Origin of the sequence: Bradyrhizobium erythrophlei (assembly GCF_900142985.1) — a bacterium.
Classification (GTDB): Bacteria; Pseudomonadota; Alphaproteobacteria; order Rhizobiales; family Xanthobacteraceae; genus Bradyrhizobium; species Bradyrhizobium erythrophlei_B.
Map to the genome: position 1 here is coordinate 2195787 of NZ_LT670849.1, position 21586 is coordinate 2217372.

At 63.2% G+C, this 21586-nt stretch carries 17 protein-coding genes; 7 read left to right on the forward strand and 10 right to left on the reverse strand.

Going from position 1 to position 21586, the window contains the following annotated elements; translation table 11 throughout:
* Positions 1-11: 11 nt before the first annotated feature.
* A complete protein-coding gene (gene gstA / locus BUA38_RS10330) occupies positions 12-623 on the forward strand; it encodes a glutathione transferase GstA (RefSeq protein ID WP_072817834.1) in 612 nt (203 codons plus the stop codon).
* A gap of 53 nt (positions 624-676) precedes the next feature.
* On the opposite strand, the gene BUA38_RS10335 is transcribed toward gstA, so the two are convergent.
* The 4 genes from BUA38_RS10335 to BUA38_RS10350 form a co-directional block, all read right to left on the reverse strand.
* Positions 677-2902: a 3-hydroxyacyl-CoA dehydrogenase NAD-binding domain-containing protein gene (locus tag BUA38_RS10335; protein WP_072817835.1), complete on the reverse strand. Its 2226-nt coding sequence runs from the start codon at positions 2900-2902 to the stop codon at positions 677-679.
* A gap of 12 nt (positions 2903-2914) precedes the next feature.
* The gene (locus BUA38_RS10340) at positions 2915-4123 is read right to left on the reverse strand and encodes an acetyl-CoA C-acetyltransferase (RefSeq protein ID WP_072817836.1); all 1209 of its coding nucleotides are present in this window, start codon (positions 4121-4123) and stop codon (positions 2915-2917) included.
* Positions 4124-4187: 64 nt separating this feature from the next.
* Positions 4188-5978, reverse strand: coding sequence for an acyl-CoA dehydrogenase C-terminal domain-containing protein (locus BUA38_RS10345; protein ID WP_072817837.1), 1791 nt, complete (start codon positions 5976-5978; stop codon positions 4188-4190).
* Positions 5979-6095: 117 nt separating this feature from the next.
* The gene (locus BUA38_RS10350) at positions 6096-6482 is read right to left on the reverse strand and encodes a nuclear transport factor 2 family protein (RefSeq protein ID WP_244553232.1); all 387 of its coding nucleotides are present in this window, start codon (positions 6480-6482) and stop codon (positions 6096-6098) included.
* A gap of 132 nt (positions 6483-6614) precedes the next feature.
* Between BUA38_RS10350 and BUA38_RS10355 the strand changes: the two genes are divergently transcribed.
* The 5 genes from BUA38_RS10355 (at position 6615) to BUA38_RS10375 (ending at position 13617) form a co-directional block, all read left to right on the forward strand.
* Entirely contained in the window at positions 6615-7208 is a 594-nt protein-coding gene (locus tag BUA38_RS10355) for a PadR family transcriptional regulator (RefSeq protein WP_072817839.1), read from the forward strand.
* 203 nt (positions 7209-7411) lie between these two features.
* Positions 7412-10765, forward strand: coding sequence for an SEL1-like repeat protein (locus BUA38_RS10360; protein ID WP_072817840.1), 3354 nt, complete (start codon positions 7412-7414; stop codon positions 10763-10765).
* A 118-nt stretch (positions 10766-10883) separates the two neighbouring features.
* A complete protein-coding gene (locus BUA38_RS10365) occupies positions 10884-11702 on the forward strand; it encodes a hypothetical protein (RefSeq protein WP_072817841.1) in 819 nt (272 codons plus the stop codon).
* A 203-nt stretch (positions 11703-11905) separates the two neighbouring features.
* The gene (locus tag BUA38_RS10370; protein ID WP_072817842.1) at positions 11906-12832 is read left to right on the forward strand and encodes a sulfite exporter TauE/SafE family protein; all 927 of its coding nucleotides are present in this window, start codon (positions 11906-11908) and stop codon (positions 12830-12832) included.
* Positions 12829-13617 (forward strand): TIGR02186 family protein, encoded by a 789-nt coding sequence (locus tag BUA38_RS10375; RefSeq protein WP_072817843.1) that lies wholly within the window; start codon positions 12829-12831, stop codon positions 13615-13617. Before BUA38_RS10370 ends, BUA38_RS10375 begins: the two co-directional genes overlap by 4 nt.
* A 57-nt stretch (positions 13618-13674) precedes the next feature.
* On the opposite strand, the gene BUA38_RS10380 is transcribed toward BUA38_RS10375, so the two are convergent.
* A complete protein-coding gene (locus BUA38_RS10380) occupies positions 13675-14442 on the reverse strand; it encodes an MBL fold metallo-hydrolase (protein ID WP_072817844.1) in 768 nt (255 codons plus the stop codon).
* 9 nt (positions 14443-14451) lie between these two features.
* Positions 14452-15384 (reverse strand): DMT family transporter, encoded by a 933-nt coding sequence (locus BUA38_RS10385; protein ID WP_072817845.1) that lies wholly within the window; start codon positions 15382-15384, stop codon positions 14452-14454.
* Positions 15385-15484: 100 nt separating this feature from the next.
* Between BUA38_RS10385 and BUA38_RS10390 the strand changes: the two genes are divergently transcribed.
* Positions 15485-16348: a LysR family transcriptional regulator gene (locus tag BUA38_RS10390; RefSeq protein WP_072817846.1), complete on the forward strand. Its 864-nt coding sequence runs from the start codon at positions 15485-15487 to the stop codon at positions 16346-16348.
* A 742-nt stretch (positions 16349-17090) separates the two neighbouring features.
* Here BUA38_RS10390 and BUA38_RS10395 read toward each other — a convergent pair.
* The 4 genes from BUA38_RS10395 to mdcA all read right to left on the reverse strand — a co-directional run bounded on the left by BUA38_RS10395 (position 17091) and on the right by mdcA (position 21501).
* Positions 17091-17516: an OsmC family protein gene (locus BUA38_RS10395; protein WP_072817847.1), complete on the reverse strand. Its 426-nt coding sequence runs from the start codon at positions 17514-17516 to the stop codon at positions 17091-17093.
* 112 nt (positions 17517-17628) lie between these two features.
* Positions 17629-18408 carry an alpha/beta fold hydrolase gene (locus BUA38_RS10400; RefSeq protein WP_072817848.1) on the reverse strand — a complete coding sequence of 260 codons (780 nt, stop codon included), beginning with the start codon at positions 18406-18408 and terminating at the stop codon, positions 17629-17631.
* A gap of 151 nt (positions 18409-18559) precedes the next feature.
* Positions 18560-19834: a malonyl-CoA decarboxylase gene (locus BUA38_RS10405; protein WP_083587533.1), complete on the reverse strand. Its 1275-nt coding sequence runs from the start codon at positions 19832-19834 to the stop codon at positions 18560-18562.
* Between the two features lie 2 nt (positions 19835-19836).
* Positions 19837-21501, reverse strand: a complete 1665-nt coding sequence (gene mdcA, locus BUA38_RS10410) for a malonate decarboxylase subunit alpha (protein ID WP_072826009.1) — start codon at positions 21499-21501, stop codon at positions 19837-19839.
* Between the last annotated feature and the right edge of the window lie 85 nt (positions 21502-21586).

Sequence of the window (21586 nt, forward strand, 5' to 3'; positions counted from 1 at the left end):
GGAGAAAACCAATGAAACTCTACTATGCGCCGGGAGCCTGCTCGCTCTCCCCCCATATCGCGCTTCTGGAAGCTGGCCTTCCCTACGATCTGGTCAAGGTCGATCTGCGCGCCAAAAAGCTCGAAAACGGTGACGATTTCTTGAAGGTTAACGCAAAGGGTCAGGTGCCCGCGCTGGTGCTCGACAGCGGCGAACTCATCACCGAAGGCCCAGTGATCGTGCAACGAATAGCCGACCAGGCGCCGGCCAAGAACCTGGCGCCTTCCCGCGACAGCGCCGAGCGCTACAAGCTCCAGGAATGGCTGACCTACATCAACAGCGAGATTCACAAGAACATCGGCCCGTTGTTCAACCCCGCGCTTTCGGATGAAGCCAAAGGCGTCTTCAAGGACCGCGCGATGGGAAAATTCAAATATGTCGACAGCAAACTCGCCGGGCAGGACTATCTGATGGGCAAGCAGTTCAACGTGGCCGACGGCTACCTGTTCGTGATGCTGCGCTGGGCCGAGAGCATGAAGTTCGATCTCTCGGGCCTGAACAATCTGCTGGCCTACAAGGACCGCGTCGCGGCGCGGCCGAAGGTCAACGAAGCGCTCGTCAAGGAAGGCCTGAAGGCGGCGTAAGGTGCCCGCCCTTACCCTCTCCCTTTGCGGGAGAGGGTAAGAACTCAGCGGCGCTACTCCGCGGCCTGCGCGGCGATCTTCTTCGGCGGGAAACGGCCGTAGAACGTCTCGCCTTTTTGCGCCATCTCGATCAGAAGCTTCGGCGGCGTGAAGCGCGAACCGTATTTAGCCTCGAGCTTGTGGCAGAGTTCGACGAACTTCTTCGTTCCCATGAAGTCGATATAGGACAGCGTGCCGCCGGTGAACGGCGCGAAGCCGAAACCGAGGATTGAACCGATATCCGCCTCGCGCATATCGGTGATGACGTGGTCTTCCACCGTGCGCGCGGCCTCGACCGCCTGTACCACCAGGAAGCGCTGCTTCAATTCCTCGATATCGAGCGTATCGGGATCGAGGTGTTTGGGCTGGAGTCCACCGAGCGAGGGCCAAAGGCTTTTCTGGCCCTTGCCCTTTTCCGGATAGTCGTAAAAGCCCTTGGCGTTCTTGCGGCCGAAGCGGCCCTGCTTTTCGACCATCTCGGTCAGGAGCTTCTTCTGCGCCTGGTCGATCGCATTCGGACCGAGATCGGCCTCGGTCGCCTTCATGATCTTGAGCACGAGATCGAGCGCGACTTCGTCCGACAGCGACAGCGGTCCGACCGGCATGCCCGCCATCTTGGCGGTGTTCTCGATCATGGCCGGCGGCACGCCTTCCATCAGCATCTCTAACCCTTCGGCGGTGAACCGAAGCACGCAGCGGTTGGCGAAGAAGCCGCGGGAATCGTTGACCACGATCGGGGTCTTGCCGATCTGGCGCGTGTAATCGAGCGCGGCGGCGAGCGCGACATCGCCGGTGTTCTTGCCGAGGATGATCTCCACCAGCATCATCTTCTCGACCGGCGAGAAGAAGTGGATGCCGATGAACTTGCCCTGGTCCTTGAACTCCTCGGCCAGCGAATTGATCGGCAAGGTCGAGGTGTTGGACGCGAAGATCGCGTCGGACCGCAGCAGCGGCTGCGCCTTGTCGTAGGTCTCGGCCTTCACCTTGCGGTCCTCGAACACCGCTTCGATGACAAGGTCGCAATCCGAGATCGCGGCATAATCGGCGGTGGCGGTGATGCGCGACAGGATCGCATCGCGGTCGCTTTCCTTGGCGCGGCCCTTCTTGACCAGATCGTCGATGACCGATTGCGCATGCGCCTTGCCCTTGTCGGCGCTGGCCTGGTCGCGATCGATCAGGACGACGTCGATCCCGGCGCGCGCCGAGACATAGCCGACGCTTGCGCCCATGAAGCCGGCGCCGATCACGGCAAGCTTCTTGACCTTGGTCGGCGGCACGTTTTGCGGACGCCGCGCGCCCTTGTTCAATTCCTGCATCGACAGGAACAGCGAGCGGATCATCGCGGCCGCTTCGTTGCTCCGCAGAATCTGCGCGAAGTAACGCGACTCCACCCGGAGCGCCGCGTCGATCGGCAACTGCAGGCCTTCGTAGACGCATTTCATGACGGCGCGCGCCGCCGGGTAATTATCGAAGGTTTCGCGGCGATAGATCGCATTGCCCGCCGGAAACATCATCATGCCGGCTTTTGAATAGACCGGACCGCCCGGCAACTTGAAGCCTTTTTCGTCCCAGGGCGCGACCGCCTTGCCGCCGCCCTTGATCCAGTCCTTGGCCGCCTTGATCAGATCGGCGGCGGGCACGATCGCGTGGATCAAGTTGAGCGCCTTGGCCTTGTCGAGCGTGACAGCCTCGCCCTTCAGCAGCATCTGCATCGCATCCTGCGGCGAGACGATACGCGGCACGCGCTGGGTGCCGCCCGCACCGGGGAACAGTCCGACCTTGATCTCCGGCAGGCCGAGACGGGTCTTGGGATTTTCGCCCGCGACGCGGTAGTGGCAGGCGAGCGTCAGTTCGAACGCACCACCGAGCGCGAGGCCGTTGATCGCGGCAGCCCACGGTTTGCCCGAGGTTTCGATCGCGCGAAAGATCAGCGACATCCGACGGCTCTCGTCGAACAGCATCTGGTTGGCCGCGACTTCGCCCTTGTCCTTGAACAGCGCGGTGTAGCGGCCGTGCATGCCTTCGAGCATCGACAGGTCAGCACCTCCGGAAAATGCTTCCTTGCCAGAGGTGACGACGACGCCCTTCACGGCCGCATCGGCCGAAGTCTGCTTCACGATCTCCTCGAGTTCAGAGATCGTGGTCTCGTCGAGCACGTTCATCGAACGGCCGGGAATATCCCACGTGACCAGCACAATGCCGTCGGCGTCGGTCTCAACCTTGAAATTCTTGAAAGCCATTGACCGCTCCCCTTACACGCGTTCGATGATGGTGGCGGTACCCATGCCGCCGCCGATGCACAACGTGACGAGCGCCGTCGACTTGTTGCTGCGCTCGAGCTCGTCGAGCACGGTGCCGAGAATCATCGCCCCCGTCGCGCCAAGCGGATGACCGAGCGCGATCGCCCCGCCATTGACGTTGATCTTGGCGTTGTCGATGTCGAACGCCTGGATGTAACGCAACACCACCGAGGCAAAGGCTTCGTTCAGTTCGAACAGGTCGATGTCGGACTTCTTCATGCCGGAGCGCTCGAACAGCTTTTCGGTCACATCGACCGGGCCGGTCAACATCATCGCGGGCTCGGAGCCGATATTGGCGAAGGCGCGGATTTTCGCGCGCGCTTTCAGCCCGTACTTGCTGCCGGCCTCCTTGCTACCGAGCAGCACCGCGCCGGCGCCGTCGACGATGCCCGACGAATTGCCGGCGTGGTGCACGTAATTGACGCGCTCGATCTCCGGATGCGACTGCACCGCGACCCCGTCGAAGCCACCCATCGATGCGACATCGGCAAACGACGGCTTGAGCTGACCGAGCGACTGCATGGTCGTCGACGGCCGCATGTGCTCGTCCTTGGCCAGAATCGTGAGACCGTTGACGTCCTTCACCGGAACTACGGATTTATTGAAGCGGCCCTCGTCCCAGGCTTTCGCAGCGCGCTGCTGGCTCTGCACCGCATAGGCATCGACGTCGTCGCGCGAGAACCCGTATTTGGTCGCGATCAAATCGGCCGAGATGCCTTGGGGCATGAAATAGGCCGGCACCGCAATCGACGGATCCATCGGCCAGGCGCCGCCGGAGGCGCCGATGCCGACCCGGCTCATGGATTCCGCACCGCCGCCGATCGTGAGTTGGTTCTGGCCGCTCATGATCTGCGCAGCGGCGAAATTCACTGCATCGAGGCCCGAGGCGCAAAAGCGGCTGATCTGCATGCCCGGAACGGCTTCGCCAAGCCCCGCTTGCAGCGCCGCGAAGCGCGCAATGTCGGAACCGGCCTCCCCGACCGGATCGACCACGCCGAGGATGACGTCGTCGAGGACGTCTTCCGGCAGATTGTTGCGCTCCTTGAGCGCCTTCAACGGCACGGTGGCCAGCGCCAGTGCTGTCACTTCGTGCAGCGCGCCATCGGCCTTGCCGCGGCCGCGCGGCGTGCGAACGTGATCGTAGATATATGCCTCAGGCATGATGCCCTCCCGGTATGAGGATCGTCATATAATAGCAGATGAAGCGTCGCCGCGGAATATGATCTCAGAAAGCTTCCGCCGCCAATTCCATGATAGTTGCGCTGCCACTCTGGATGCGCGCCAGATGCGTCGTGGTCGCCGGCAAAACCCGCTCCATGAAGAAGCGGCCCGTCACTAGCTTGGTCGACAGATAGTCCGTCGGGCCAGTGGCCGCAATCTTGCCGTGAACGACTTTCGCCATCTTGGCCCACATATAGCCCAGCGTCACCAGGCCGAACAAATGCATGTAGTCGGTGGCGGCAGCGCCGGCGTTGTCGGGCTTGGCCATCGCGTTCTGCATCAGCCAGGTGGTGGCCTGCTGAAGATGGCCGAGCGCGGTCGACAGTGGCGCGACAAAGGGCTTCATCGCTTCATCGCCGGCGTTTTCCTTGGCAAAGGCGCCGACTTCGCCGAAGAAGGCCATCACGGCGCGGCCGCCGTCGCGCGGCAATTTTCGTCCGACCAGATCAAGCGCCTGAATGCCGTTGGCGCCCTCATAGATCATGGCAATGCGCGCATCGCGCACGAACTGTTCCATGCCCTGCTCGGCGATATAGCCATGGCCGCCATACATCTGCTGGGCCTGAACGGCATTGGCAAAGCCGGTTTCCGTGAGAAAACCTTTCAGCACGGGGGTCATCAGCCCCAGATGGTCGTCGGCGTCCTGGCGATCCTTCGGATCGCTGGAACGATGTGCCAGGTCGCTCTTGAGCGAGGTCCATACCACCATCGCGCGCGCCGCCTCGTTGAAAGCGCGGATCGAGAGCAGCGTGCGGCGTACGTCGGGATGCACGATGATCGGATCGGCCGGCTTGTCCGGCGCCTTGACGCCCGACAGCGCGCGTCCCTGCAACCGGTCGCGGGCATAGGCGGCTGCATTCTGATAAGCGACTTCCGACTGAGCCAGGCCCTGCACGGCCACGCCAAGCCGCGCCTCGTTCATCATCACGAACATGCCCTGCATGCCCTTGTTCTCTTCGCCGATCAGCCAGCCGGTGGCGCTGTCGTAGTTCATCACGCAGGTGGAATTGCCGTGAATGCCCATCTTGTGCTCGATCGAGCCGCAGGTGACGCCGTTGCGCGCTCCAGGCGAGCCGTCGGCGTTGACGAGAAATTTCGGCACCACGAACAGCGAGACGCCCTTGATGCCGGCGGGTGCCCCTTCAATGCGCGCCAGCACCAGATGGATGATGTTCGAGGCCAGATCGTGCTCGCCTGCGGAAATGAAAATCTTGGTGCCGGTGATCTTGTAGCTGCCGTCGGCTTGTTTGACGGCCTTGGTGCGCAGCAGGCCCAAATCAGTACCGCATTGCGGCTCGGTGAGGTTCATGGTGCCGGTCCATTCGCCGGCCACCATCTTCGGCACATACATCGCCTTCTGCTCGGCGTTGCCATGAACGAGCAGGGCGGCGGTCGCCCCCACGGTGAGGCCGCCATACATGGAGAACGCCATGTTTGCCGAGCACTGGAATTCGGTGACGGTCTGGCTCAGCGTGATCGGCAGGCCTTGACCACCATATTCGGTCGGCGCGGAAAGGCCCAGCCAGCCGCCTTCTACGACCTGCTTGAACGCCTCTTTGAATCCCTTCGGCGTCGTCACGCTGCCATCGTCATGCCGGACGCAACCTTCGAGGTCTCCGACGCGATTGAGCGGTTGCAAGACTTCTTCGCTGAGCTTTGCCGCCTCGCTAAGGATGGCTTCGCGGACGTCCGCCGAGGCATCGCTAAACCCGGGAAGATTGTCGTAGCGGTCGATTTGAAAGACATCGTTGAGCAGGAAATTGACGTCTTCAACAGGCGCTTTGTAGATCGGCATGACGTTCTCCCGGCGAGGTCGTTTGGCGCTTTTGGTAACGGCTTGAAGCGGAGTTTATCCACTTCCTTGAGTCGAAGGCAGCATCTATTGCAATCACACGGCAGTCTCGTACCGCGTTCACAGCTTCGCTAATTGCTCCCCCATCAAGCGATGCAGCAGATTGATGGCTTTCAGCGGGCGGACCATCACCTTGAAATGCGTGATGCGGTTGTCCGCATCGAAGGTGATGATGTCGACACCATTGATCGTGATCCCGTCGATATCGTTGGTGAATTCCAGCACCGCACCGTGATCGCTGGTCCACTCGCCGACGTAGCGGAAGCCAGGGCCGCCCAGCACCTTGGTCGCAGTCGTCAGATATTTGAAGGCGATGTCGCGGCCACGCTGCGGCGTGTGCACCACGGGGCTTTCGAAGACGACGTCGGGATGCAGCAGGTCCTGGAGCGCCGCAGGGTCTTGCGACCGGATGAAGCCGTGCCACTTTTCCAGACCGGTCGTGGGCAAGCGCGCCTCCTTGGGGACGGCAGGTAGGGGCGGGCTCGAGCCGGCCTCCATATGCATATTGACGCATATGCATCAATACGCATAAAGTCAAGCGTGTTAATTTCAGACCGCCTGATGTCCGGAGTTCGACCTTTGGCCCTTGCTGACGCCATTCTTGCCTGCCTGACCGAACGCCCGATGACAGGCTATGAGCTCGCCAAGACTTTCGATTCCTCGATTGGCTTTTTCTGGAAGGCCGACCATCAGCAGATTTATCGCGAGCTTTCCAAGCTGCGCGAACGCGGTCACATCCAGGGCCGCGAGGTGGTCCAGTCCGGCAAACCGAACAAGCTGGTCTATACTCTGACCTCCGAAGGCAAGGCCGCCTTCCGGCATTGGGCCGCGCGTCCCTCGACGCCGGCGTCGATCAAAGACGACCTTCTCATCCGCCTTTACGCACTCGATGCCGTCGATATCGAACCGTTGCGCGCCGACCTGATGGCGCGGCAGGAACACCATCGCGACCGCTACGAGCGATACGAGCGCATCCTGAAGAAGCGCTTTCCGGACGGCTCAGCCTCGGCTGCCGACATGGGCAAGCTGCTTGGCCTGCGCATCGGGCTCAAGCACGAGCAGATGGTCGCCGAATGGTGCGAGGAGGCGATCGCGACACTTTCGGCGATCTCGGGCGCTGCCGGCATTCTGCCGTTCGACGGAACACGGAAAGAGACCGGTTCCGGCGATTGAAGCAACTTGGAGGCAGCGGCCTGGGCCGGACCGCAAACTTTACGGCCGAGCGGCCGCATTCCTTAACCCGTTATTTACCGTAACGCGAAAAAGTCGAGCTGTAGAGGCAGACGACCCGCGTCGAATTCGATTGTCTCGTCTTTGGGACGCGCGGGGAGGCCGGAGGCGCCAGGTGGGGCGCCGAAGCGGAACCGGACGGAAGCATGAATTCGCGCGTATCGTGGAGTAATGAAGGCATCGATCCTGGCGTCCGGGAACGGGCCGAGGCCGCCGCGCGCCGCGCCGGCGTGTCCCTGAGCGACTGGCTCAACCAGACCCTGGGCGACACCACCCCTCCGAACTTCCGCAACCCTTCCGACCAGCGGCCGGCGATGCCGGCCCGCGAAAGCCGTGACGTCGCCGACATCCATCAGCGGCTCGATGCGATCACCCGCCAGATCGAACACATTTCGCAAGCCCGGCCCCGCAACGATGCACCGCGCGGTGAAGCGCCGGTGGCACAGCAACTGAACGACGCCATCGCGCGGCTCGACGCACGGCTGTCGCAGATTTCGAATCCGGCACCAGCGCGCGCGCGCCAGGCGCAGGAGAAGCAGCGCCAGGCCGATATGGTCGAACGCGCCGCGACGCAGGTCTATCGTCCTTCGCCTCCGCTCAATCCAGGCTCCTTCGATTCGGCGATTGCGGAAATTTCCGCGCGCCAGAACGAGCTCGACAGCTTCGCGCCGCAGCAGATCCGCAACGCGCCGCCGATCGCGCCGGCCTACGCGCCACCGCCCGCTTACGCCCCGCCACCCGCGCCAGGACCGGATTTTTCGTCGCTGGAGCGGCACCTCGTAAAGATCACGAGCCAGATCGAATCGCTGCGGCAGCCCGATCACGTCGAGCAGTCCATCGCGGCCTTCCGCAGCGAACTTGCCGAAATCCGCCAGGCCATCACCGAGGCGATGCCGCGCCGCGCGATCGAATCGATCGAAAACGAAATTCGTTCGCTCTCCCGTCGCATCGACGACACCCGCCAGAGCAGCAACGACAGCCAGGCGCTTGGCAACATCGAGCGCGCACTCGGCGAAATTCGCGAAGTGCTGCGCTCGCTGACTCCGGCCGAACAGCTTGCCGGCTACGACCAGGCGATCCGTAACCTAACCGCCAAGCTCGATCAGATCATTCGGGCCAACGATGATCCATCCACGATCCACCAGCTCGAAGGCGCGATCGCTGCGCTGCGCGCGATCGTCTCCAACGTCGCCTCCAACGACGCGCTCGCCCGCCTCAGCGACGACGTGCATGCTTTATCGGCCAAAGTCGATCAGCTCGCGCGGTCCGACGGTCATTCCGGCTCGCTCGCCGCACTGGAACAGCGCATCGCCGGCTTGATGTCCTCACTCGAGAGCCGCGACCAGCGGCCGCAAGCGTCGGAGAACTCCGAGCAGATCGAACGCGCTTTGCTTGCGCTGTCCGATCGCCTCGACCGCATGCCGGTCGGCAATGACAGCGCGTCGGCCTTTGCGCACCTGGAACAGCGCGTATCGTACTTGCTGGAGAGGATCGAAGCGTCCTCCGATCCCCGCTCCGGTAATCTTGGGCGGGTCGAAGAAGGCCTCCAGGACATCCTGCATCACCTCGAGCGGCAGCAGATGAGCTTCGCCGCTCTCACCGAGGGTAGCCGCAGCGAGCCGACGTCACAGGACAGCGGGCTTGCCGATCTCGTCAAGCGCGAATTGTCCGACATCCGTTTCAGCCAGGCCGAGACCGATCGTCATACCCAGGACTCGCTCGAAGCGGTCCACAACACGCTCGGCCACGTGGTCGATCGCCTCTCGACGATCGAGGGCGATCTGCGCGGAGTGCGCGCGCAGCCCACCGCGCCGCAAGCCGCAGCACCCGTTGCTCCGCCCGTCGTTGAACCTTCCTATTTCGCACCGGAAGTGGCCGAGCCTGAACCGCGCCCTGCCGCTGAGCCCGCGCCGCGCATGGCGTCCGAGCCCTCGCCCGCGCGAATCGCGATGGCGACACACGCGAGATCCGAGGCGCCACCTCCGATTCCGACACCAGAGGCTTTCGTCGCCGCACCGCGCGACTTCCATGCCGCCGCTGCGGACGAGCCGCCTGCCGCCGCGCCGCGGACCATCAGCGAAATTCTGGAACCGCACGCGGCACCCGCGCGCGCAGCGATCGCGCCGGATCTGCCGCCCGATCATCCGCTCGAGCCGGGCACGCGTCCGTCCGGACGTGCCGCTTCGCCGTCGGAGCGTATCGCCGCGTCCGAAAGCGCCATCAGCAATATTCCCGCAGCGGCCGGCCCGAAAGAGCCCGTCAGCACGTCGAGCTTCATCGCCGCCGCGCGCCGCGCCGCACAGGCCGCGGCTGCCGCGCCGCCGCCTGACAAGTCCGGCAAGCAGCCAAAGGCTGCAAAACCGGCCGGTCAGGCTACGACCGCATCGACCGTCACCTCGAAGATCCGTTCGCTGCTGGTTGGCGCCAGCGTCGTCGTGATCGTGCTGGGCACGTTCAAGATGGCGATGAGCCTGCTCGACACCAGCGCCCCGTCGGCGATGCCGGTTGTGGAGAGCCCCGCCGATGCACCGACAGCTGCTCCTGCCGGTGGCAACGCAAGCCCGGCGACGTCGGCGCCGATGATGCCATCGCTGACGTCACCGACGCCGATCGGACGGCAATCGTTCAACAATGCGACCGGCGACAGCATCGCTTCCGTCGCCATTCCACGGAATTCCGCTTCGCCCTTGATGTCGGCTCCCGGCGACGTGACCGGCGCCATCCCGGTTTCTCCGGCCTCTTCCAGCACCGGCAAGCTCGCGATGATCCAGGTCCCGCCGACTGAGAGGCTGCCCGACGCCATCGGCGGCCCGGTTCTGCGCTCCGCCGTGCTCAAGGGCGACCCGACCGCGGCCTATGAGGTCGGCGTGCGCTTTGCCGAAGGCAAGGGCCTTGCGCCCAATTACGACGAAGCGGCGAAATGGTTCGATCGCGCGGCGCAGGCTGGCGTCGTACCGGCGATCTTCCGCCTGGGCACTTTCTACGAGAAGGGCCTTAGTGTGAACAAGGACGTCGATATCGCCCGCCGCTATTACGTGCAGGCCGCCGAGCGCGGCAACGCCAAGGCGATGCATAATCTCGCCGTGCTCGATGCAGACGGCGGCGGCAAGGGCGCCAATTACAAGAGCGCGGCGCAATGGTTTCGTAAGGCCGCCGACCACGGCGTCGCCGACAGCCAGTACAACCTCGGCATTCTCTATGCCCGCGGCATCGGCGTGGAACAGAACCTCGCCGAATCGTTCAAGTGGTTCAGCCTGGCCGCCGCGCAAGGCGATGCCGATGCCGGCCGCAAGCGCGACGATATCGCCAAGCGGCTCGATGCCCAGTCGCTGGCCGCAGCCAAGCTCGCGATCCAGACGTTCACGCCTGAACCGCAGCCCGACGATGCCGTCAACGTCGCCTCACCCGCGGGCGGATGGGATTCGGCAGCGGCTCCGGCGGCAAACACCAAGCCGGCCGTCAAGCCCGTCGCAACCAAGCGCACGGCTTCAGTGCATTGAGGCCAATCCACTAGCGGTGCCCGTGTGGCACTGCCGACATATACCCAACCCACAAGTTCGACTAAAACAACACAATAAAACTACGCGCCGCACCGCTCGAGAACGCGCTGAGAGGTTTGTGTTGCCGGACAACGAAGATTGCCAGGGTCCATTCCAAAGCTCGCCGACCGGCCCGTGGGTCGCGCCGCCGCGCCCTCCCGCCCGCTCCTCGCCGGCACCGCAGCCCACGGTCGTTGTCAGGAGGCGACGGCGACCGGTCTGGTCGGTCGTGATCTTCACGCTTCTGGTGCTCGGCGTCGGCATCCGCGCCTATCGGGACCTGTCGCGGCCCGAAGCGTGGGTCTACTGGAAAGAATCCTATTTCTCGCCAACCATGACGTCATCGGTCGTGGCAAAGATCGATCTGGACAGCGGAACTCGCGCACGGGCGGCATTGGCGATCCATGGCACCATCGGCACGGCTAGCGCGAGCTGGTTGCGCGAGCGGCTCGACGAGGCCCATCTCACCGCGGGCGACGTTGTGCTGGTGTCTTCGCCCGGAGGCAATCTCGAGCAGGCCCTCATCATGGGCGAAATCATTCGCGCCCGCTCCCTCGCCACCGCGGTCGGCACGACCGACGCATCGGGCAAGGTGACACGATCCTACTGCGCCAGCGCCTGCGTGCTCGTCTATGCCGGCGGCTCGCCGCGCTATGGCGTCGAAGGCTCGGCGCTCGGAGTCCACCGGTTTGTGAACCGCGCTCCCGGCCGCGATCCCGTCGCCGATGCGCAGCGAACAACGGGGGCTATCCTGAACTATATGACCAAAATGGGCGTCTCTTCGTCCGTGATCGAAGCCATGTCTGCGACGCGGGATATTCGCTGGCTCGAACCCGCAGAAGCGTTGAACATGCATCTGATCACAGATCCGATTCGAGACGCGCAGGCCGCCCGTTAATCGTTATTTTTCACCACATTGTCAGGTAACGCGCGAGCTGCGTCAAAAAATCCGACTTCGGCAGATTCTTTAATCCCTCCGGCTAACAATTTCGGCTATGCAGGGACGCGGTCTGGCGATGCGAACCACTAGCCCGCACTCCCGATGAAACCAGGCCATGGGCGGTTTCGGCCGACCTCACGGTCTATTCCGAAACGACGCGCGTGCAGCTTTATCTTCCGATCGCCGATATCCCCGTGAATATCTTCCTGCTGCTCGCCATGGGCGCGGCGGTCGGTTTCGTCTCGGGCATGTTCGGAATCGGCGGCGGCTTCCTGATGACGCCGCTCTTGATCTTCATCGGCATCGCGCCCGCGGTTGCGGTTGCCTCCGTCGCCAGCCACATCGCGGCCTCGTCGTTTTCCGGCGCCATTTCGTACTGGCGGCGCCGCGCCATCGATCCGATGCTGGCGCTGGTGCTGTTATGCGGCGGCACGATCGGCACGGCACTGGGCGTATGGACCTTCACCCTGTTGCGCTCGCTCGGCCAACTCGACTTGATGATCGCGCTCTCATACGTCTTGCTGCTCACGACCGTGGGCGGGCTGATGTTCTGGGAAGGCTTGCGGTCGATGCTTCGCGTAAGGCGCGGCATCGCGGTATCGCTGCGCCGCTCCGGCAGCCACGGCTGGATTCACGGCCTGCCGATCAAGATGCGCTTCAAGCGTTCCAAGATCTACCTGTCGGTTATCCCGGTGATCGCTGTCGGGCTGATCATCGGATTTATCGGCGCCATCATGGGAATCGGCGGCGGCTTCATCCTGGTTCCGATCATGATCTATTTCCTGCGGGTGCCGACTTCGACCGTGATCGGCACTTCCATGGTGCTGACGCTCGTCACCATGACGTTTGCTACCTTGCTGCACGCCGCCACCAACCATCTGGTCGACGCGGTACTGGCGCTGATCCTGATGATCGGCGGGGTGACCGGCGCGCAGTTCGGCGCGCGCGCGGGACAAAAAATTCGCGGCGAGCATTTGCGGCTGCTGCTCGGACTTCTGATCCTAGCGGTCGGCATTCGCTTTGCGGTCGAACTCGTGATCCGTCCCGACGATCTCTTCACCATTCGCGAAGCCGGAGGCGCCGCATGAGCGCACGTTGGCTTGGCACTGCGATTGGAACGCTCGTGCTCAGCGCGATTGCAATCGCCTCGCCGGCGCGCGCGGAACGGTTGATCGTGTCCGTCTCCAACCACCGTGTGACGGTGACGCCAAATTATTCCGGCGAAGAACTGGTGCTGTTCGGCTCGGTCGAGAAAGACGCCACCTCGCCCGCAAGCCACAACAACTACGATCTCGTCGTCAGCGTGATGGGCCCGCGCGCCGACATGGTGACGCGCCGGAAGGAACGACGGTTCGGCATCTGGATCAACACCGACTATCGCGAATTCTTGCAGGTGCCATCCTATCTCGCGCTGTTTTCGAACCGGCCGTTCGATGCCATCGCCTCTCCCGAGGTGGAACGGCGGCAGCAGCTCGGCCTGAATAATGTGCTGCTGACGCAAAGAGTGGGAACCGACTACGCCGACGTCGTGCCCAATGATGCGTTCCGCAGCGCCTTTGTTCGCTTGCGCAGCGAACACGGGCTTTACCGCGAAGAAACGTCCGCGGTGACATTCCTGACGCCAACGCTGTTCCGCACCGGCATTCCGCTGCCGGCCGCGGTCCCGATCGGAACCTACACCGTCGAGATCAAGCTGTTTTCCGACGGCGCCCTGGTCGCGCGGACCGAAACCGCCTTCGATATCGTCAAGGTCGGCTTCGAGCAGTTCGTCGCCACGACCGCCCGTCAGGACGGGCTGCTCTATGGCGCGTTCACCGCGTTCATGGCGCTGATGACCGGCTGGATGGCCTCGATCGTATTCCGCAAGGATTAGATTCTTGTTTTGACGCGTTTTCTTCACGCGAACCGGTATCCACTTCGCTTGAAAACGCTATGGAATCGCCACTTCCGTCGCGATGCCGGGCTCGAGAAGCCTCAACCGCGGACCAAAGCCAAGCGCATCGAAGGAAACACGCAGGTCACTCGCATTCTGCTTGAAGTGCGCCCATCCGTCGGTGTGGAGCGGCACGATCAAAGCATCGGGGAACGCGCGCGCGGTCTCGATGGTGTCGTTGGTGTCCATCGTCAGATGGAACGGCCCGCGGGTTTGCGCCGCGCCCGCAAACGGCATCACGACGCCGGCCTTGAAGCGCCGCGCCACTTCCGCCACGCCGTCGTACCAGACCGTGTCGCCGCTGATATAGATCGGACGACCGTTCTTCGGAGCCACCACGAAGCCGATGACGTCGCCGGCCAGCGGCTCGATACCGTGCGGCCCGTGACGCGCGGGCGTCGCCGTGATCGTCAGCGAACGTCCGTTCTTCGACAACTCGGTGGATGCCCAGGGCGCAAGGCCTTCGACATGACCGCCCAGCCGCTTCGCGCCCACTTCGGTGGTCAGCACGCGCTTGACCCTGGACAGGAAGCGCTTGCCGGATTCGTCGAGGTTGTCGGAATGCTGGTCGTGACTGAGCAGCACCGCATCGACCTCGCCGATCGCGTCCGCCGCCAATGCAGGCCCCGAAAGTTTTTCGAGCTTCACCTGCGACAGTTGATAGATTCCGGGCAGATCGAACGTCGGATCGGTGAGCAGGCGGAAACCGTCGATTTCGATCAGAGCAGTCGGACCGCCAATCAGAGTGAGTGTGAGTGAGGACATCGATCTCTCCTATCGCGAAGCAGTAGCGGTAACAGCCGTGGCCGCCGCCGGCCGTGTCACGAGATAGATACCGAGCGCCACCGGAATGACGCCGAGAAGATCGCGGAACGCGACGTGCTCGCCGAGCACGATCCAGGCGAACATCATGGCGAGCGGCGGCATCAGGAAGTGATAGGCGCTGGCGGCCGTCGCGCCGCATACGCGCAACAGATGAAACCAGATCACATAGCCCAGCACCGAGCCGCCAAGCGTCAGGAACGCAAACGAGCTCAAGAGCTGCCAATTCGGTACGATGTCGTCGACGCTGGACAGCGTGAGGGCAAACGGGATCAGCACGATGCCGGCGGCGATGTTCTGCACGCCATTGCCGGTCCACAACGAGCCTTTCGGGGCCAGCAGCTTGAACAGGATCGTGCCCACCACGATCGAGGCCAGCGAGGCGAGGGTGAAGAGGATGCCGTGCAGGCTGTCGGTGCCGACCGCCATCCGGTGCCAGACGATCATGCCGACGCCGACGATGCCGAGCAGCAGACCGGCGATCTTGCGCCAGGTAAGTTGCTCGTTGAGCAGCAGCGCGGCAAACACGGCCGTGAAAACCGGATTGGCGCTGACGATCAGGCCGCCGAGGCCGGCCGACACGGTCTGGAGGCCGGTATAGCCAAGGCCGAGATAAAGCGCGTTGTTGGCAACGCCGATCACGGCAAACACCAGCGCGTCCCGCAACGACAATGACCAGCGCTCGCCGCGCAACGCGGTGATCCCGAGGATCAAAACTCCGGCCAGCGAAAATCGCGCGGCCAAAAGGATCAGCGGCGGACAATAGGTGACCGCCGTTTTGCCCGCGACGAAGGCAAAGCTCCAGAGCAGGCAGAACACGACGATATAGAGCGGCAGCGAATTGAAGGAAGGGCGGGACATTGTGACCGGGGGGGCCAGTGACATCGGAATTCTCCGTAGGTTGCGTCCGATGTAGGCCCTCCCTTGCTATTTGCAAATTAAATAATAGACTGTCACCCAGTGGAAAAACAAATGGATAATTTCCATGCTGGATCTGGAGCTGTTACGCAGTTTTGTATCCGTCGTCGATGCGGGCGGTTTCACCCGCGCCGGCGAGCGGGTTCATCGCACCCAATCCACCGTCAGCCAGCAGATCAAGCGGCTGGAAGACGATGTCGGCCAGCCGCTTCTGATCCGCAACGGCAAGGACATCACGCCGACCGAGGCCGGCGAACGGCTGTTGTCCTATGCGCGACGGCTTCTTGCGCTGGAGGAAGAGGCCCGTGACGTGCTGTCGCGTCCGGGCAATGAAGGCGCGGTGCGGCTCGGGGTGCCCGAAGATTTTGCCGCCTATCGGCTGGCAAAGCTGCTGGGATCTTTCTCGCGTTCGCATCCCGGTCTGCGGCTCGATGTCCGCGCCGATCAAAGCCTCGATCTGAAGCACGATCTCGAACGCGGCGACCTCGACCTTGCGCTGTTCAAGCGCCCGGTCGGCGAAAAGGGCGGCATCGCGGTATGGCCGGAGCGCGTGCACTGGGTCACCAGCAAGAACCATCCGATCGATGCGGCAACCGGATCGGTGCCCTTGATCGGATTTCCGCTCGGCTGTCTCTATCGCGCCAGCGCCATTCGTGCGCTGGAAAGCGAAGGCCGCCCCTGGCATATGGCCTATTCGAGCTCGAGCCTTGCGGGTATTCAGGCCGCCATTGCCGCCGGCATGGGCTTGGGGATCCTGTCGGAAATGTCGATCCAGGCCGATCATCGCGTGCTGACCGCCAAGGAGGGCTTTTCGCCGATCGACCGCACGGAAGTGGCGCTGGTGGCCTCGCCCGACGCCAGCCCGGCGACGCTGCGGCTCGCCGAGCGGCTCGCTGAGTTCTGCGACACGGTGCACGCGAAGGCGGCTTGATAGCGCCGGGCATGACGACCTCATCCTGAGGAGCGCGCGTTGCGCGCGTCTCGAAGGATGGATCGTGGCTTCATGGTTCGAGACGCCGCTTCGCGGCTCCTCACCATGAGGTCGTCGATCGTATTACGAGGCGGCAAAATGCGCTGCGCTCGGCGCTTTCTGATTCACATTTCAAACAGCAGATATGCGATCGCCTTCTCACGGCGCGATCCCGCCTGAGTCTTGCTCCAACATCGACCCTCGCAAGATCGAGGGCGCAGGGAAAGCCGGATGCTCAAGCGCACCCGCAGCCTCGCGTGCAAAAAAACAAAGCACACGAGTTAGTCACCACAGGTTCGCCGGAATACCCGGCCTTCCCTGCGCAATGGTTTACGGCTTACTTCGTGCTCTCCCCGGTGATCGGGCTTGTTGCCACCGTCGTCAGCAGATCACCTGCCAACTTGATGCCGGCGTCGAGGCATCAGGACCACACGACTTCGCCGTCCGCGGATCGATGTCATTCGTCGCTTGACGTGACCCGCGTCCACCGCATCCCGCACCCAACGTTCGTGACGATCGCGAAACGCCCCTCTGACGGGTACAGGACGATGATCCCTCTATTGCTGTTTCTACCAACTCGCGAAGCGAAATATTTTTTCGGGAGGGGCTGGACAGCAAATCGGCTGATTTGCCCGTCGGGCAAATCTCGCAGCAAGAGGCGCCGGGTGCGGAGATCCACGCTGCCTGCTCCTTTAGCGCAGGCTCACGAAAGGAGTGTGGCTCCGAAGCCAATCTCGACCTTCACGAGTTTGGAGACCGGGCAACCGGCCTTCGCTTTTGCAGCGATTGACTGGAACGTGGCCTGGTCGATGCCCGGTATCTTCGCGGTGACGGCGAGATGGACCGAGGTGATGGAAAAGCCATCGCCGTCCTTGTCGATGACTACTTCCGATTCGCTGTCGACTTGCTCCGGCACGAAGTTCGCCATGCCGAGTAGTCTGACAAACGACATGGTGAAGCAGGCGGCATGAGCCGCCCCGAGCAGCTCCTCCGGATTGGTGCCCGGCTTTTCACCGTAGCGGCTGAAGAACGTGTAGGGATGGTTTTCCAGCGCGTGGCTCTCGGTCGAGACCGACCCCTTGCCTTCGCGCAGGCTGCCATTCCAGGCAGCGGATCCGAAACGTTTCATCTTGTTTGCTCCTTTTGTGCAGTCCTGAAGTGAACGCGGCGGCAGTTCAAAATTGCCTCGCCGATGCCGCCGCGTGTTTTTTCCGGCGTTGATGATGTCGACCGCGCGGCCGTCATGCTCGTTGGCCGGCAGCCTCCAGGATGAGTTGCGTGATTGCGTCGGGATGGGAGATCAGCGAGAGATGGCTGGCCTTCACCTCGATGGTCTTGGCGCCCATGCGTTTGGCCATGAAGCGCTCGAGGTCCGGATTGATCGTGCGATCCTCGGTGGAAACGGCATAGTAACTCGGCTTCGATCGCCACGCTGCATTGGTGGTTTTTCCGGCGAGCAGCGCCTTGTGGAACGGCTCCTGCACGGCATAGAGCACCCTGGCTTTGGCGGCCGGCAGGTCGCCGGCAAAATCGCGCAGGAACGCTTCCTCGGAAAGGCGGCCTTCGTCGCCGTCGAAGACGATGCCCGCGGTCGCCGGCGGCGTCGGAAAGGTCTTGGCGAGTGCGGTGTAATCCTCGCCCGCGTCAGGCGCACGCGCCGCGACATAGACCAGCGCCGAGACGTTCGGATGAACGCCCGCCTCCGTGACGATCATCCCGGAGAAGGAATGACCGACCAGAACCGTCGGGCCATCCTGCCGCGCCAGCACGCGCTCGGCGGACGCAACCGCTTCGGGTAGCGTGGTCAGCGGGTTCTGCACAGCGGTGGCGTTGAGCCCCGCCGCTTGCAACCGCGCGATCACTTCCGACCAGCACGAGCCGTCGGCGAACAACCCGTGCACCAGCACAACGTTGCGGGCCTTTGCCGGAGTTGAATTTGCGGCCATGCCGCGTGTGGAGATCAGCGAAGCTGCAGCACCGGTCATGAGGGCCGCAGAAAATGCGCGTCTGTTCATCATCATGATATCTCTTCCTTCAAGGATGGTGGGTATCTTGTTGCATGGCGTGGGCGACACAGCGTGACGCCGGCCGACTGGGTTGATCTTTTGCCGTCATTCTCCTCTTGTCATCATTCACCGCCTTTCTGCGCTCCTGATGCGAGCGCTCGCTCGTTCAAGATTGAAGCAGCGCGTCGACCTCCGGCGAACGCACGACGATGCCGTCACGCACGAAGGCGTCGTGGTTGTGCTCGATGCTGTCGTGGTCGTAGAGATAGTTGACCATGATGCCGAAGGATTCCTGGATGCCGCGTGGCGTGTTATTGCCAAGCCAATTGATCCGTTCGAGCCGCGCGCCATTGCCGAGGTGAAAACGCGCGACCGGGTCGATCCGTATCGAGGGCTTCCGCGTCAGATAGCGGGCGCCAAGCCGCAACAACGGCGCACGCAGCTTCTCGCTCCGTGCCTGGTCATTCCACCAGCCGTCGCTCTCCAGTTGTGGCAACAACGCGGCATCGGGATCACTTCCATTCGCAAGCCGTTGACCGAGCCACCGCCGCAACCCCGGTACCGGCGAGAGGGTAGAAAAATGCTTGAGTTGCGGAAACTCCGCTTTGAGCTCCTCGACCACCTGCTTGATCAGGAAATTGCCGAACGAGATGCCGCGCAGGCCGTCCTGACAGTTGGAGATCGAATAGAAAATCGCGGTATCAGCTCGCCCGGCTTGTGCCCGTGTGGCCTCTTCATCCGTCGTCCGGGCGAGTAGCGGCGGCATGGCTGTGGCCAGTCCCTGCACCAACGCGACTTCGACGAAGATCAGCGGCTCGCCGGGAAGCGCGGGGTGGAAGAACGCGAAGCAGCGGCGATCGGACGCGAGCCGCCGTCGCAGATCGTCCCAGCCCTTGATCTCATGCACCGCCTCATAGGCGATCAGCTTTTCCAAAACCGCAGCCGGAGACTGCCAGTCGATCCGCCGCAGTTCGAGAAAGCCGCGGTTGAACCAGGAAGCGAAGAGATGCTTGAGGTCGGCGTCGAGCAGCTTCAATTCCGGCTCGTCACGCAGATGCGCGGTAATTTCACTGCGCATCGCGATCAGCGCGCCGGTGCCCCCTGGCGCCATGTTGAGTCGCCGCAGCAATTCCTGGCGCGGCGGATCGGCGACCCGTGCGAGAGCGGCGGCGGCTTCGGCCGTGCTGTCGGCGAGATAGCGCTCCGCCGCCGCGCGCAGCGCCGCTTGATCGGGCTGAAACTCCGTCGCAAGATAACGCTGGAAGCTGCGCCGGTCGTCCGCATCGAGGGTACGCAGCAGGTGGTGCAGTTCGCGCGCGACCTGCGCGCCGGACGCTTCACCGCGTTCTGATAGCAATGCCGCTGCGCACTGTTTCGCGCGATCCACCGGCGCGGGATTCGAGTTGGAGAGGCCACTTGGGATTTGCGTGTTCGCCGACATGGTTAGCTCCTGATTTCAACGGCGGGGACCGTGGCCGGGCGGAATTTCGCCGGCGGCACGTAAAGTCCGCCTGACGCGGTCACGAGGTCGTCGATGGTTTGGGCCGCGAGCCGATCGCGGGTTGCGGAGCTGACATCGATGCCGAGATCGGAGGGGAACATCACGATGCCGCGGCGGCGCAGGGCGTCGCTTGTTTCAGGCGACTGTCGCCTGCCGAACTCGGTATCGCCGGCGACGGCGCGCAATGCGGCTTCGCGTTCCTGCATCGACCGGCAACGCAGAAGGTTGGCCACGCCGCGTTCGGTGACGACATGGGTGACGTCGTCGCCATGGATCATCACCGGCGGCAGCGCAAAGCCGGCCGAGGCCGCGAGGTCGAACGCGTCCAGCCGTTCGACGAAGCTCGGTGCGCCATTCGGCTGATGGGTCTGCACCATCTGCACCACAAGCTTGCGTCCGCGCAGGCTTTCGCCCGCTTCCTGACCGGCGCGTAGCCAGGCGGGACTGTCGTGGCGGCGACCGCGTGGGTCGGCACCCATGTTCGGCGCGCCGCCGAATCCGGTGATGCGGCCCTTGGTAGCCGTCGAGCTATTGCCCTGCGCGTCGATCTGCAGCGTGGCGCCAACGAAGAGATCGCAGGCATATTGTCCGGCGACCTGGGCGAGCGCGCGGTTGGAGCGCAGGTTGCCGTCAGCGCCAACCGGAAATATGTCGGCGCGGTTCGAGACGTAGCGTTCCATGCCCAGTTCGGAGCCAAAGCAGTAAACGCTGTCGACGAAGCCGGCTTCGATCGCGGGGATCAGCGTCGGGTGCGGGTTCAGCACGAAATGCCTGGCGATTTTCCCCTTCAGCCCGCGCTGCGCGGCAAAGGTCGGCAGCATCAGTTCGATCGCCGCGGTGGCGTAGCCGATGCCGTGATTGAGCCGCTGCACCTGGTAGGGCTCGTAGACCGCGGTGATCGCCATCATCGCCATCAGAACGTTCTCGTTCCTGATCTTGGCGGGATCGCGCGTGAACAGCGGATCGATCAGATATGGCTTTGGACTCGGCACCACGACATCGACCCAGTCGCCAGGTATGTCTACCCGCGGCAGGCGGTCCACGACCTCGTTGACCTGTGCGACGACGACGCCGCCGCGGAACGCCGTTGCCTCGGTGATGGTCGGCGTATCCTCCGTGTTCGGGCCGGTGTAGAGATTGCCCTCGCGGTCGGCCTTGTCGGCGACGACAAGTGCGACCTGCGGCGTCAGGTCCACCAGCATTCGGGCGTAGAGTTCGAGATAGGTGTGGATCGCGCCGATCCTGACCGCGTTCGTCGCAACGAGCTCGGCAAGCTTGCGGCTTTGCGGCCCCGCAAAGGAGAAATCCAGCCGGTTCGCGATCCCGCGCTCGAACACCGCGAGATGGTCCGGTAGTGCCAACACGGACTGCACCATGTGCAGATCGTGCACCCGCGCAGGATCCACCTTCGCCAGGGCCGAGGCGAGAAAATCCGCCTGCTTCTGATTGTCGCCTTCGATCGTGACGCGGTCGCCGGACTCGATAATCGCCTCAAGCAGCCGCGTGGCGAGATCGGCGGGGCAGACTTTTCCGCTTATGCCGCTGAGCGCGGCAGCCCGCGCGAGACGAGAGGCGCGATCCGTTCCGCGTCGTACCGAGTCTGACATGATGAACCTCCTTCGCTGTCCTTGAAGCGAGAGGTAGGAGGCCGCCATTGATTATAGAAACGATATTTTATAATATGATTGATCT